At 71.7% G+C, this 13,713-nt stretch carries 11 protein-coding genes; 7 read left to right on the top strand and 4 right to left on the bottom strand.

What is annotated here, in order from left to right:
- The first annotated feature begins 25 nt into the window (after positions 1–25).
- On the top strand, positions 26–751 hold the full coding sequence (gene npdG, locus AC067M_RS01970) for an NADPH-dependent F420 reductase (protein ID WP_478695007.1): 726 nt from the start codon (positions 26–28) through the stop codon (positions 749–751).
- Positions 752–815: 64 nt separating this feature from the next.
- The gene (locus tag AC067M_RS01965) at positions 816–1,034 is read left to right on the top strand and encodes a hypothetical protein (RefSeq protein ID WP_478695006.1); all 219 of its coding nucleotides are present in this window, start codon (positions 816–818) and stop codon (positions 1,032–1,034) included.
- Here the strand turns inward: AC067M_RS01965 and AC067M_RS01960 are convergent.
- A complete protein-coding gene (locus tag AC067M_RS01960) occupies positions 1,024–1,821 on the bottom strand; it encodes a site-2 protease family protein (RefSeq protein WP_478695005.1) in 798 nt (265 codons plus the stop codon). The genes AC067M_RS01965 and AC067M_RS01960 overlap by 11 nt on opposite strands.
- A gap of 195 nt (positions 1,822–2,016) precedes the next feature.
- On the opposite strand from AC067M_RS01960, the gene AC067M_RS01955 reads away from it, so the two are divergent.
- Complete coding sequence (locus AC067M_RS01955) at positions 2,017–5,373, top strand: AfsR/SARP family transcriptional regulator (protein ID WP_478695004.1); 3,357 nt, start codon at positions 2,017–2,019, stop codon at positions 5,371–5,373.
- 31 nt (positions 5,374–5,404) lie between these two features.
- On the opposite strand, the gene AC067M_RS01950 is transcribed toward AC067M_RS01955, so the two are convergent.
- The 3 genes from AC067M_RS01950 to panB all read right to left on the bottom strand — a co-directional run bounded on the left by AC067M_RS01950 (position 5,405) and on the right by panB (position 8,505).
- On the bottom strand, positions 5,405–6,226 hold the full coding sequence (locus tag AC067M_RS01950; protein WP_478695003.1) for an ABC transporter permease: 822 nt from the start codon (positions 6,224–6,226) through the stop codon (positions 5,405–5,407).
- On the bottom strand, positions 6,223–7,242 hold the full coding sequence (locus AC067M_RS01945; RefSeq protein ID WP_478695002.1) for an ATP-binding cassette domain-containing protein: 1,020 nt from the start codon (positions 7,240–7,242) through the stop codon (positions 6,223–6,225). The genes AC067M_RS01950 and AC067M_RS01945 overlap by 4 nt, the downstream gene beginning before the upstream one ends.
- Before the next feature lie 396 nt (positions 7,243–7,638).
- Positions 7,639–8,505, bottom strand: coding sequence for a 3-methyl-2-oxobutanoate hydroxymethyltransferase (gene panB / locus AC067M_RS01940; RefSeq protein ID WP_478695001.1), 867 nt, complete (start codon positions 8,503–8,505; stop codon positions 7,639–7,641).
- Positions 8,506–8,718: 213 nt separating this feature from the next.
- Between panB and AC067M_RS01935 the strand changes: the two genes are divergently transcribed.
- From AC067M_RS01935 to AC067M_RS01920, 4 genes are all read left to right on the top strand, one after another.
- Positions 8,719–10,308 (top strand): MFS transporter, encoded by a 1,590-nt coding sequence (locus tag AC067M_RS01935; RefSeq protein WP_478695000.1) that lies wholly within the window; start codon positions 8,719–8,721, stop codon positions 10,306–10,308.
- A gap of 52 nt (positions 10,309–10,360) precedes the next feature.
- Positions 10,361–10,984, top strand: a complete 624-nt coding sequence (locus AC067M_RS01930; RefSeq protein ID WP_478694999.1) for a TetR/AcrR family transcriptional regulator — start codon at positions 10,361–10,363, stop codon at positions 10,982–10,984.
- A 214-nt stretch (positions 10,985–11,198) separates the two neighbouring features.
- Positions 11,199–12,248 (top strand): endonuclease/exonuclease/phosphatase family protein, encoded by a 1,050-nt coding sequence (locus tag AC067M_RS01925; RefSeq protein ID WP_478694998.1) that lies wholly within the window; start codon positions 11,199–11,201, stop codon positions 12,246–12,248.
- Positions 12,249–12,345: 97 nt separating this feature from the next.
- Positions 12,346–13,572 (top strand): MFS transporter, encoded by a 1,227-nt coding sequence (locus AC067M_RS01920; RefSeq protein ID WP_478694997.1) that lies wholly within the window; start codon positions 12,346–12,348, stop codon positions 13,570–13,572.
- Positions 13,573–13,713: the final 141 nt, after the last annotated feature.

Here is a 13,713-nt window from a genome sequence, read left to right as displayed (position 1 = left end):
GCGCTTCCGCACGTAAAGTCGGCCCATGACCTCTACCGACAGTGCACAGCAGCCCACCGGCACCCCGGCGAAGGCCCCCGCCAAGGACCCCTGGGACCTCCCCGACGTCTCCGGGCTCGTCGTCGGCGTGCTCGGCGGGACCGGGCCGCAGGGCAAGGGCCTCGCCTACCGGCTCGCCCGGGCGGGGCAGAAGGTGATCATCGGCTCGCGGGCCGCCGACCGCGCCCAGGCCGCCGCCGACGAGCTCGGGCACGGCGTCGAGGGCGCCGACAACGCCGAGACCGCGCGCCGCAGCGACATCGTGATCGTCGCCGTGCCCTGGGAGGGCCATGGCAAGACCCTGGAGTCCCTGCGCGAGGAGCTGGCCGGAAAGCTCGTCGTCGACTGCGTCAACCCGCTCGGTTTCGACAAGAAGGGCGCCTTCGCGCTGAAGCCGGAGGAGGGCAGCGCCGCCGAGCAGGCCGCCGCCCTGCTGCCGGACTCGCGGGTGACCGCGGCCTTCCACCACCTGTCGGCGGTTCTCCTCCAGGACCCGGAGATCGAGGAGATCGACACCGACGTGATGGTGCTGGGCGAGGAGCGCGCCGACGTGGAGATCGTGCAGGCGCTGGCCGGCCGCATCCCCGGCATGCGCGGCATCTTCTCGGGGCGGCTGCGCAACGCCCACCAGGTGGAGTCGCTGGTCGCGAACCTGATCTCCGTGAACCGGCGCTACAAGGCGCACGCGGGGCTGCGGGTCACGGACGTCTGAGGGGATGGGGGACACTGGTGGGCATCAGCAGTGCCCGCAGTGTCCCCTGACAGGAGCCGACTCCATGCCCCTCTCGCCCCCACCCGGCCCAGGCCGGCGACTCGCCGTCTACGCCTTCGTCGTCTGCGCCCTCGCCGTGGCCGCGGCGGTCGTGTCCTTCGTCCAGGGCAACTGGCTGGGCGTCGTGTGGGTGCTGCTGGCGGGGCTGTCGTCCAACATGTGCTGGTACTACGTCAAGCGCGGCAAGGCCGCCCGGCAGGGCGGCGGGCCTGTCACGGGCTGACGCAGACTTCGGGGGTGCCTTCCCAGAAGCGGAACAGCCACTGCCCGCAGTCGACCGCACCCAGGTTGATGTCAAGGGACCGCAGGACCGAGTCGATCACGTCGAAGAACGCGGCGTTGACCGACGGCACCCACAGCAGCGCGAACACGAACAGCAGGCCGAACGGCGCGAAGGGCTCGACCTGACGCCTGATGTTGTACGACAGCCACGGCTCGATCACGCCGTAGCCGTCAAGTCCCGGCACGGGCAGGAAGTTCAGGATCGCCGCGGTCACCTGAAGCATCGCGAGGAAGGCCAGCGCGAACTGGAACTCGTACGGCACACCGTCCAGCGCGTCCAGCCAGAACGGCGCCGTGCACACGACGGCGAACAGCACGTTCGTCAGGGGGCCGGCCGCCGAGATGAGGCTGTGGCGCCAGCGGCCCTGGATGCGGCCGCGCTCGATGAAGACGGCACCGCCGGGCAGACCGATACCGCCCATGATCACGAAGATCACGGGGAGCACGATGCTGAGCAGGGCGTGGGTGTACTTCAGCGGGTTCAGCGTGAGGTAGCCCTTCGCACCGACCGAGATGTCGCCGCTGTGCAGGGCGGTGCGGGCGTGCGCGTACTCGTGGAGGCAGAGCGAGACGATCCACGCCGACGTCACGAACAGGAACACCGCGACGCCGGGCTGCTCGGCGAACCCGGACCAGGTGGCCCAGCCCGTGACCGCGGTGACGGCCAGGATCCCGACGAAGACGGGACTGATGCGCCGGTCGCTGCGGCGGGTGAGGGCGGTGGTCATGGGGCTCCCTGAGCTCTCGGACACACGGTGGGACTGCCCGACCGTACCGGGCGCACGGGGGAAACGTCTCGTGGTGGGGTGCGGGTTCCTGCAGGACGGGCCCGGCATTCGGCCCCTACGACCCCCTCCCCGGCCCGCCCAGCACCGCGCCGCACCGCCGAAACCCCGTGACCCGCCCCGAGCCCACCGGAGACAATGGACCCCGTGCGCTATCGCATCCTCGGCACCACCCAGGCACTCCGCGACGACGGCACCCCCGTCACGGTCGGCGGGGCGCGGCTGCGTGCCCTGCTGACCGTGCTGGCACTGCGGGCCGGCCGGACCGTCCCGGCGGGCTTACTGGTCGAGGAGGTGTGGGACGGCGCCCCGCCCGCCGACGCGCCGGCTGCGCTGCAGGCGCTGGTGGGACGGCTGCGGCGGGCGCTCGGCGCGGAGGCGGTGGCCTCGGTGGACGGCGGCTACCGGCTGGCCGCCGCGCCGGACGACGTCGACCTGCACCGTTTCGAGCGGCTGGCCGGGGACGGCACCCGCGCGCTGGCCGACGGCGACCCCGCGAAGGCGGCCGTCATCCTCGACGACGCGCTCGCCCTGTGGCACGGTCCCGCCCTCACCGACCTGCCCGACCGCACGGCGGAGGCGGCACGCTGGGAGTCCCGGCGCCTCGAAGCGCTCCGCGCCCGCCACACCGCCGCGCTCGACCTCGGCCAGGCCGAGCAGTCCCTCCCCGGACTCACCGCCCTCTGCGACGCCCACCCCCTGGACGAGCCCCTCCAGGCCCTCCGCCTGCGCACCCTGCGCGCGGCGGGCCGCACGGCGGAGGGCCTGGCCGCCTACGAGGACGTACGCCACCTCCTGGCCGACCGCCTCGGCTCGGACCCGGGCCCGGAACTGCGCGCACTGCACGCCGAGTTGCTGAGCCCTGCGGGGCCTGAGCCAGAGGCGGCGCGGACCGTGCGGGTCTCTCCGGGCGCCGATCTGCGGGAAACCGGGCCGGCGGCGGAGGACGCACACGGAGGTCAGGGCCTTCCGGCCCCGCAGACCCCGCGCCCCGGCAACCTCCGTGCCCGGCTCACCTCCTTCGTCGGGCGGGAGGCCGACATCGAGGTCATTCGGGGGGATCTCGCGGCCGCGCGGCTGGTGACGTTGCTCGGGCCGGGTGGGGCCGGGAAGACGCGGTTGTCGCAGGAGGCGGCCGAGGTGGTGAGGGACGCGGCGCGGGACGGGGTGTGGCTGGCCGAGCTGGCGCCGGTGGAGGACCCGGCGGCCGTGCCGGAGGCCGTGCTCACCGCGATCGGCGCCCGCGAGACGGTGCTGCACGGCGCCGGTGCCGAGGGCATTCGTGCCGCCGCGCCCGACCGCTACGACAACCCGGTGGAACGTCTCGTCGAACACTGCGCCAGGCGCCGTATGGTGATCGTCCTCGACAACTGCGAGCACGTCGTCGACGCGGCCGCCCGCCTGGTGGAGGAGCTGCTCGCCCGCTGCCCACAGCTGACGGTGCTCGCCACCAGCCGTGAACCCCTCGGAGTGCCGGGGGAGTTGCTGCGGCCCGTGGAGCCGCTGCCGGAGCCGGTCGCCCTGCGGCTGCTCGCGGAGCGCGGGGCCGCCGCCCAGCCCGGGTTCCGGGTCGCGGACGACCCCGACGCGTGTGCCGAGATCTGCCGGCGCCTCGACGGCCTGCCCCTCGCCATCGAGCTCGCGGCCGCCCGGCTACGCATGTTGACGCCCCGTCAGATAGCGGATCGGCTCGACGACCGTTTCCGGCTGCTCACCTCCGGAAGCCGCACGGTCCTGCCCCGCCAGCAGACCCTGCGCGCGGTCGTCGACTGGTCCTGGGACCTGCTCGACGAGGAGGAGCGGGACGCACTGCGCTGCCTGTCGGTGTTCGCCGGCGGCTGCGACCTCGCCGCCGCGGAGGCGGTGTGCGGGCCGGGCGCGCTCGACGCGCTGGGCTCACTCGTCGACAAGTCCCTCGTCGTGGCCGCCCCCGCGGCCGACGGCACCATGCGCTACCGGCTCCTGGAAACCGTCGCCGAGTACGCCGGCGAGCGGCTCGACGAAGCCGGGCAGCGGGCCTCGGCCGAGCACGCGCACCTGACGTACTACCGCGAACTCGCCCGGACCACCGACCCGTTGCTGCGCGGCTCCCGCCAGCGCGGCGCCATCGCACGTTTCGAGCTCGAGTACGAGAACCTGCGTACGGCCCTGCGCCGTGCCGTCGCCGCCCGCGACGAACAGGAGGCGCTCTGCCTCGTCCTGTCCCTCGCCTTGTACTGGCAGATGCGCGACCTGCGCATCGAGGCCCGCAACTGGTGCAGCGAGGTGATGGAACTCGGCCCCGACCCGTTCGCGGCCCCGCTCCGCCGCGCCGTCCCCGTCCTCCAGCGCTGCACGGACATCCCGCCCCCGCTGACCGGCGAGCTGCTCCAGGAGGCCCGGCGGGGCGTTCACCTCGCCCATCTCGCCGGGATGGACACCGAGCTGGACGCCTGGCAGTCCCCCGCGGCGCAGGCCAAGCTGCGTGCCATCACCGAGGTCTACGAGCCCGGTCTCCCACAGACCTGCCGCGGGCCGGGCCTGCTCTGGTTCTTCGCCGTGATGCTGACCGGCGACATGGACCGCGTGCGCACGATCATCGACGCCAACGTCCGCACCTGCCGTGCGACGCCCGGCTTCGAGTGGGAGCTCGCCGGCTGTCTGCAGATGCGTGCCAACCTGCTGGCCAACCGCAGCGACTGGGCGGGCGACGCGGCCCGTGACGCCGAGGAGGCGCTGGAGATCTTCCGTCGCCTGGGGGACGCCTGGGGTCTCGCCGAGGCCCTCTCCGCGCGCGGCGAGGCCCGTGAGCGCCAGGGCGCCTACCTGGCGGCCGCCGCCGACTACGAGGCGGCCGTCGGCGAGGCCGAACGGCTCGGTGCCTGCGCCCAGGTGGCGGTGCTCAGGTCCCGCCTCGGCAGCGCGCTGCTGGAGGCCGGGGAGGTCGAGGAGGGCGAACGGATCCTGCGCGAGGTGATCGCCGAGCAGCGGCACGCGGCCAACGGGGCGATGCCCGCCGCCCGGCTCTTCCTGGTCGGCTGGCTCGGCATGACCGACCGCACGGCCGAGGCGCGTGAGCACCTTCGGCTGCTGCGCGAGGAGTTCCGCATCGCCCACTTCATCGTCTTCGACGCCCTGCTCCTGGGCGCGGAGGCCTGGCTGGAGGCGGCGGACGGGCGGTACGAGGAGTGCCTGGGCCTCGCCCGGCGCGCGCTGGAGCAGGCCGACCACATGCTCTCCATGGCCCTCTCCCCGCACATGCCCTCCTCGTACCTGACCATCGCCGCGATCGCCTTGACCGGCGTCGACGGCGGCAGCCGCGCCGTCGACGCCGCCCGCTGCCTCGGCGCCGCCAACGCCCTGCTGCCGCCCCAGCACAACCCCTCGCGCCTGGAGAGCGAGGTCCGCGACCGTGCCGTGCTGCGCGTGCGGACCGTGCTCGGCGACGCCGCGTACGAGAGCGCGTACGCCGAGGGCGGCGGCCTCTCCTTCGAGGAGGCCGCCGCCCTGGTGTGACCGGCGGACGGGGGGCACCCGCGCCCGCCGGTCAGTTCTTCGTCCGGAACTTGTGGATCGAGATCGGCGCCATCACCGCCGTGAGCAGCGCCGACCAGCCCAGCGTCACCCACAGGTCGTGCGCCACCGGGCCGCCCACCATCAGACCGCGGGCCGCGTCGGCCAGCGAGGACAGCGGGTTGTAGTCGGTGAAGTTCTGCAGCCAGCCGGGCATCGAGCCGGTCGGGGCGAAGATGGAGGAGCCGAACTGGAGCGGCATCAGCACCAGGAAGCCCATCGCCTGCACGGACTGCGCGTTCTTCATCGTCACGCCGAGGGTGAGGAACACCCACATCAGGGCCGAGCCGAACACCACGGACAGTCCCACGGCGGCCAGCAGACCGCCCCAGTTCGTGATGTCGAAGCCGACCAGGACACCGACGATCACCACGATCGTCGTCGCGACGAGCATCCGCATCAGCTCGACCACGATCTTGGCGACCAGCACGGAGCCGCGGCCGATCGGCAGCGACCGGAAGCGGTCCATGACCCCCTTCTGGAAGTCCTCGTTGAAGCCCGTGCCGACGCCCTGGGAGATGTTCATGCCCATCATGGCCAGCATGCCGGGCACCATGTACTGCACGTACGCGTCCTGCCCGCCGCCGAGGGACTGCCCGATCGAGCCGCCGAAGACGTACACGAACAGCAGCGTGAAGATGATCGGCATGAACACCGCGTCGAACATCGACTCCGGGTCCTGACGGATCCACAGCAGGTTGCGGCGGACCAACGCGCCGGTGTGGCGCAGGTGGGAGCGGAGCGGGATACGGGCGTCGTCGGCCTTGAGGTCGGGGGTCAGGGTGGCGGCGCTCATACGGCGACCTCCTCGCGGGTCTCGGCGGGCGTGGCGTCCTGCGCGGCACTGGCGCGGTGGCCGGTGAGGGACAGGAACACCTCGTCCAGGCTGGGCATTTCGGTGGTGATGGAGGCGATGGTGGTGCCGTGCGCGGTGACCGCGCCGACCACCGCGGTGAGCTGCTCGTCGCTGAGGACCGGGATGAGGAGCGTGCCGGTGGTGGTGTCGACCGTGGTCGTGGCGAGTCCGGTGATGCCGAGGCCGTCCAGGGCGCGGGCGAGCGGGCGCAGCCGGAGCGGATCGGCCGGGCGGACGCGCAGGCTGCGTCCGCCGACCTTCGCCTTCAGGTCGTGGATGGCGCCGGTGGCGACGACCTTGCCGCGGTCGACGACGGTCAGCTCGGAGGCGAGCTGCTCGGCCTCCTCCATGTACTGGGTGGTCAGCAGCACGGTCACGCCGTCCCCGACCATGGCCTTCACCTCGTCCCACACCTCGTTGCGGGTGCGCGGGTCGAGGCCGGTGGTCGGCTCGTCGAGGAAGAGCACGGCCGGACGGCCGATCATCGAGGCCGCCAGGTCGAGGCGTCGTCGCATACCGCCGGAGTACGTCGCCGCCGGTCGCTTGGCGGCCTCCGTCAGCGAGAACCGCTCCAGCAGCTCGTCGGCGCGGGCCCGGGCGTCCTTGCGGGACAGGTCGAGCAGCCGGCCGATCATGTAGAGGTTCTCCCAGCCGGGCAGCTTCTCGTCCACGGAGGCGTACTGCCCGGTCAGCCCGATCACCCTGCGCAGCTGCCGGGGCTGTCGTACGACGTCGTATCCGGCGACGGTCGCCTGCCCGGCGTCGGGGGAGAGGAGGGTGGAGAGGATGCGGACGAGGGTGGTCTTTCCGGCCCCGTTGGGTCCGAGCACCCCCATCACGGTGCCTTCATGCACGTCCAGATCCACGCCGTCCAGTGCCTTGGTCTCGCCGAAGTGCTTGACCATCCCCCGCACGGTGACGGCCACTCCGCGGAGTTCGTTGTCGATTCGCGTCATGTGAAGGACGGTGTCAGCCGCCACCGACAAACGACCTACAGCTCACCGACAGACGGCGAGCCCCACCGACAAGCCACCGACAGACGGCGAACCCCACCGCCACCCCCCGGCGACCACAGCAACCATCAATTGAGGAACTACGACGGCGAGCAGCCACCTCCGCGAGAGCGGCGCCGGCTTAGGCGCAAAAAGCGCCGAGCAGCCACCTCCGCGAGAGCGGCGCCGGTTCAGGCGCAAAAAGCGCCGAGCAGCCACCTCCGCGAGAGCGGCGCCGGTTCAGGCGCAAAAGAGGCCGAGCAGTCACCTCCGCGAGAGTGGCGCCCGTTCAGGCGCAAAATGCAGCAGGCCCCGCCGACGGGGGAAGATCGGCGGGGCTGCCTCGGTGCGGGCGGTGGCTCAGTGGACGGAGTGCTCCTCCTGCGGGAACGTTCCGCCGACGACGTCCTCCGCGAAGGCCTTGACCGCGTTGCCCATGACCTCGCGCAGGTCGGCGTACTTCTTGACGAACTTCGGCATCCGGCCGCCGGTCAGACCGAGCATGTCGGTCCACACCAGGACCTGCGCGTCCGTGTCGGGACCCGCGCCGATGCCGACGGTCGGGATGTGCAGCACGCGGGTCACCTCGGCGGCCAGCTCGGCCGGAACCAGTTCGAGGACGACCGCGAAGGCACCGGCGTCCTGCACGGCCTTCGCGTCGCGCAGCAACTGCTGGGCCGCCTCCTCGCCGCGGCCCTGGACGCGGTAGCCCATCGCGTTGACGGACTGCGGGGTGAGGCCGATGTGCGCCATGACCGGGATGCCGGACTCCACCAGGAGCTCGATCTGCCGGTGCGAGCGCTCGCCGCCCTCCAGCTTGACCGCGCCGACGCCGGCCTCCTTCACCAGGCGCGTCGCCGAGCGCAGCGCCTGCACGGGGCCCTCCTGGTAGGAACCGAAGGGCAGGTCGCCGACGATCAGGGCGCGGCTGGTGCCCCGTACGACCGCGGCGGACAGCATGGTCATCTCGTCGAGCGTGACGGGCACGGTGGACTCGTACCCGAGGTGACAGTTGCCCGCCGAGTCGCCCACGAGCATGACCGGGATGCCGGCCTCGTCGAAGACGGACGCGGTCATCGCGTCGTACGCGGTGAGCATGGGCCACTTCTCGCCGCGTTCCTTGGCGGCGGTGATGTCGCGGACGGTGATGCGGCGGGTGCCCTTCCCCCCGTACAGCGCCTTGCTGCCGTCGGAGGGCTTGTGCTGGGCAGCCGATAGCTGCGTCATTGCAACGGCTCCTTACGTCATCTCGAGGCGCCCTGACGGCGTCCCCGGACCGTCTCCATGGTGGCACCTCGTGCCATCGACGGCTAGGGCACCCCCTGTGAGTTCCGCCCCCCACTCGCCCTGCCGCGTCCCGGGGGCGGTCTACGTAAGGGCTCGGTAAAGTCATTCCAATACGAGACGGTCTCGTATCGAAAGTCGCCTAGTCTGGACCGCATGACTACTCCTGCCGCCCCCGCCCCCCGGATACCGGACGTCGTGCACCGGCGCCGCTGGGCGATTCTCGGCGTGCTGATGCTGAGCCTGTTGATCGTGGTGCTGGACAACTCGATCCTGAACGTCGCCATCAAGACGATCTCCACCCCCGCCCCGACCGGCCTGGGCGCCACCCAGAGCGAGCTGGAGTGGGCGATCAACTCCTACACCCTGGTCTTCGCCGGCCTGCTGTTCACCGCCGGCCTCCTCGGCGACCGCGTGGGTCGCAAGAAGGTCCTGCTGGGCGGCCTCGCCGTGTTCGGCATCGGCTCGGCGCTGGCGGCCGAGTCCGGCTCACCCGCGCAGCTCATCGCCTTCCGCGCCCTCATGGCGCTCGGTGCGGCCTTCGTCATGCCCGCGACCCTCGCCGTGCTGATGAACGTCTTCGAGCGTGAGGAGCAGCCCAAGGCCATCGGCATCTGGGCGGGCGGCGTCGGCCTCGCCATCGCGATAGGGCCGATCACCGGCGGCCTGCTCCTGGACCACTTCTGGTGGGGCTCCGTCTTCCTCATCAACGTGCCGATCGTGATCCTCGCCATCGGGCTGATGATGTGGCTCGTTCCCGACTCCCGCGACCCGAGGCCCGGCCGCGTCGACCCCGTCGGCGTCGTCCTGTCCGTCGTCGGCCTGGTCCTGCTGGTCTACGGCATCATCAAGGGCGGTGAGCTCGCGGACTTCACGGACGTGACCGTGCTGTCGACCATCGTCGCCGGACTCGTGATCCTGGCCGCCTTCATCGTGTTCGAGAAGCGCAGCGACCACCCGTCCCTCGACGTCACCTACTTCAAGAACAAGGTCTTCTCGGCCGCGATGGCCGCCATCGCGCTGGTCTTCTTCGCGCTGATGGGCGTGACCTTCTTCTCCGTCTTCTACACCCAGAGCGTGCGCGGCTACTCCGCGCTCCAGTCCGGGCTGCTGATGCTGCCGCTGGCCGCCGCCCAGATGATCTTCGCGCCGCGCGCCCGGCTCGTCGTCGACCGCTTCGGCAACAAGGCCACCACGACCGGCGGCCTGCTCCTGATCGCCGCGACGCTCGGCGCGTTCGCCACGTTCGAGGCGGACACCCCGATCTGGATCCTGGAGGTCGTCTTCTTCCTCATGGGCGCGGGCATGGCCCACATCATGACCCCGACCAGCGTCGTCATCATGCAGGCGCTGCCCCGCGAGAAGGCCGGCTCCGCCTCCGCGCTCAGCAACACCTTCCGTCAGGTCGGCGGCGCCCTCGGCATCGCCGTCCTCGGCTCGGTGCTGTCCACGGCGTACCGCACCGGCATCGAGGACAAGCTCGGCGCGCTGCCCGCGGGTCTGCGGGACACGGCCGGTGAGTCCATCGAGGCCACCCTCGGCGTCGCCGCGAAGCTCGGCCCGCGGGGCCAGGCCCTGGTCGACCCGGCGAACGACGCGTTCCTGCACGCCATGCACGTCACCGCGCTGGGCGGCGTGGCCGTGGCGCTCGTCGGAGCGGTCGTGGTCGCGCTGTTCCTGCCGGGCAAGCCCAAGGAACCTCAGCAGGGCGAGGAGGAGGCCCAGTTGGTGGCCGCGTCCGAGTAGGGGGCCGGCCACGTAGGACAATGTGCCTTGTCGACCGAAGGGACGGACCGAAGTGAGCCTTGCCGGCAGCCAAGCCTCTCCTGGCACCTCGGGGCGCGGCCGACCCCGCAGTGAGGCCGTCGAACGGTCCATACTCGAGGGCGTCATGAAGCTGCTGGAGGACGGCACTCCGCTCGCCGAACTCTCCATCGAGCGCATCGCCCGCACCGCCGGGGTCGGCAAGGCCACCATCTACCGCCGCTGGAGCGGCAAGGAGGAACTCTTCGCGGACGTCGTGCGCAGCGCCGAGCCCCCGGCCCCCGAACTGCCGGGCACCTCCCTGCGCGACGACCTCGTGGCCCTCCTGGAACAGGCGCGCCAACGTGGGCTGGTGACCCGTTCCTCGGCCCTCCTGCACAGCGTGTACGCCCAGATGAAGAGCAGCCCGAAGATCTGGGCCGCCTACCAGGCGACCGTCGTCGAGGGACGGCGCAGGATCCAGGCGGAGGTCCTGCGGCGCGGACAGCGCAACGGCGAACTGCGCGCGGACGTCGACATCGAACTGCTGAGCGACCTACTGGTCGGGCCGATGCTCCTGCGGACCGTCCTGCATCCCGAGGCCGAGCTGCCGGAGGGACTCTCGGAGCAGATCGTCGACACCCTCCTCGAAGGGCTACGCCCCGTCAGTTCCCGCTGACCTCGACGTGCGGCGTGCCGTCAACCAGCCGTCGCAGTGTGCGTGTTTCGTCACAGACAGCGCCTCGTCGGGCATGTTCGGAACCCCGAACGCCGACTCGTTCGTCCTCGTGTTGCGTACGGCCGTCATGGGACGGCGAGAACGGAGCCGATCATCCCCTAGGGTCGTAGGGACACGGGGGAGACGGTGTGCAGGCAGGTAGTGAGGCGACGGTATGGCGCAACAGGCGTACGTGACGGAGACGGACGGCAGCGGCTCGGGTGACGAGCGCAACGAACCCCGGCTTCGGCGCCTGACGCACCGCCTGCTCGCCGACTGGCGGGGCGACCGGCGCATCTGGCGCCGGGGGCTGGTGGTCGCCGCGCTCGCGGTGCTCCTCGCCCTGGTGATGCTGCTGCACTCGCGCATCCCGAACCGCTTCGGCAACCTCGGCAGCCTCACGGAGACGTTCCTGCCCTGGCTCGGGCTCTTCGTCCCGGTGCTGCTCCTGCTCGCGCTGGTCCGCAAGTCCGCGACCGCGCTGATCGCGGTGGTGCTGCCGGCGATCGTGTGGCTGAACCTCTTCGGCGGGCTGCTCACCGACAAGACGGCCGTCGGCGGCGACCTCACGGTGGCCACGCACAACGTCAACGCCGACAACGCCGACCCGTCCGGCACCGCCCGTGACGTCGCCGCCTCCGGCGCCGACGTGCTGGCCCTGGAAGAGCTGACGGCCTCGGCGGTCCCGGTGTACGAGAAGGCGCTGGCGTCGACGTACAAGTACCACTCGGTGCAGGGCACCGTCGGCCTGTGGAGCAAGTACCCGCTGACGGGCGTCAAGCCGGTCGACATCAAGCTGGGCTGGACCCGTGCCATGCGGGCCACGGTGACGGCACCGGCCGGGCAGGTCGCGGTGTATGTCGCCCATCTGCCGTCGGTCCGCGTGAAGATGGAGGCCGGGTTCACCGCCCACCAGCGCGACAAGAGCGCCGACGCGCTGGGCGAGGCCATCGCCGACGAGCCCGTGAAGAAGGCCGTCCTGCTCGGCGACCTCAACGGCACCATGAACGACCGCGCCCTGAACGCCGTCACCTCCCAGATGCGCTCCACGCAGGGCGCGGCGGGCAGCGGCTTCGGCTTCAGCTGGCCGGCGTCGTTCCCGATGGCGCGCATCGACCAGATCCTGGTCCGGGACGTGGAGCCGGAGACCTCGTGGACGCTGCCGGAGACCGGGAGCGACCATCTGCCGGTCGCGGCGCGTGTGAAGGTCGACACATCGTCCTGACGCCGCCTGCTGGAATAGCGGGCCGGAGCGAGTTTGTTCCGTACTTGAACATACGTTGTACGGAACCCGCTCTCTTCTGAAAGGCACAGGCTTCTCCATGCCCTTGGCCCTGCTAGCCCTGGCCGTGGGTGCTTTCGGCATAGGCACCACCGAGTTCGTGATGATGGGCCTGCTGCCCGAAGTCGCGGACGACCTGAACATCTCGATCCCCACCGCCGGTCACCTGGTCTCGGCGTACGCGCTCGGTGTCGTCATCGGCGCCCCGCTGCTCGCCGCGGTGACCGCGCGGATGTCCCGACGCACGGTCCTGATCGGCCTCATGGGCCTCTTCGTGGCCGGCAACGCGCTGTCCGCGTTCGCCCCCGACAACGGCTGGCTGCTGGCGGCCCGCTTCCTGAGCGGTCTGCCGCACGGTGCCTTCTTCGGTGTCGGCGCGGTCGTCGCGACGACGATGGTCGCGCCCGAACGCAAGGCCCGGTCCGTCTCGCTGATGTTCCTGGGCCTGACCGTCGCCAACGTCGCGGGTGTCCCCGTCGCCACGCTCATGGGGCAGCACCTCGGCTGGAGGGCGACGTTCCTCGGCGTCAGCACGATCGGCCTGGCGGCGATCGCCGCGCTCGCGCTGCTGATCCCGCACGACCACGCCCACGCCGCCCCCGCCGGACTGCGCGGCGAACTGGCCGCGCTGCGGTCCCTGCCGGTGTGGCTGGCGCTCGGCACGACGGTCGCGGGCTTCGGCGCGCTCTTCTCCGCCTACAGCTACATCACACCGATGCTGACGGGCTCCGCCGGATACGCCGGCTCCAGCGTGACCCTGCTGCTCGCCCTGTTCGGCGTCGGCGCGACGGCCGGCAATCTGCTCGGCGGGCGGCTCGCGGACCACTCCCTGCGCGGCACGCTGTTCGCGGGCCTGGTGTCGCTGGTGGCGGTCCTGGCACTGTTCCCGCTGCTCATGTCCACGACGTGGAGCGCGGCCCTGGCGGTGGTCCTGCTCGGCACAGCCGCGTTCGCCACCGGCTCCCCGCTCCAGCTGATGGTCATGGAGAAGGCGTCGGCGGCCCCGTCCCTGGCGTCCTCGGCGAACCAGGCCGCCTTCAACCTGGCCAACGCCGGCGGCGCCTGGATCGGCGGCCTGGCCCTGTCGGCGGGCTTCGGCGTGACGTCCCCGGCGCTCGCCGGAGCGGGCCTCGCGGTCCTGGGCCTGGCGGTGGCCGGAACGGCGTACGCGGTGGACCGGCGGCGGGCTCCCGTGTCCGGGCGCGAACGGATCGTCGCGACGCACGCCCCGCAGACTTCGGAGGCGGCGGAGGCACTGCACCGCTGAGGCTTTCCGGATGAGGGCGCCGGGCGTTCCCCCGCCGGCGCCCCCCCCCTTTCCCCGGGCCCCCCACAACCCCGAACCCGGCGAAACTCCACCCACCCCCTCCCCCCCTTCTTTATCTGCAGCCCTCGGTCCTTTCCCAAA

Source organism: Streptomyces sp. NPDC043427, assembly GCF_056436655.1.
The sequence above is the reverse complement of the archived record's forward strand: the minus strand, read 5'-3'. Positions and strand labels throughout refer to the sequence as shown.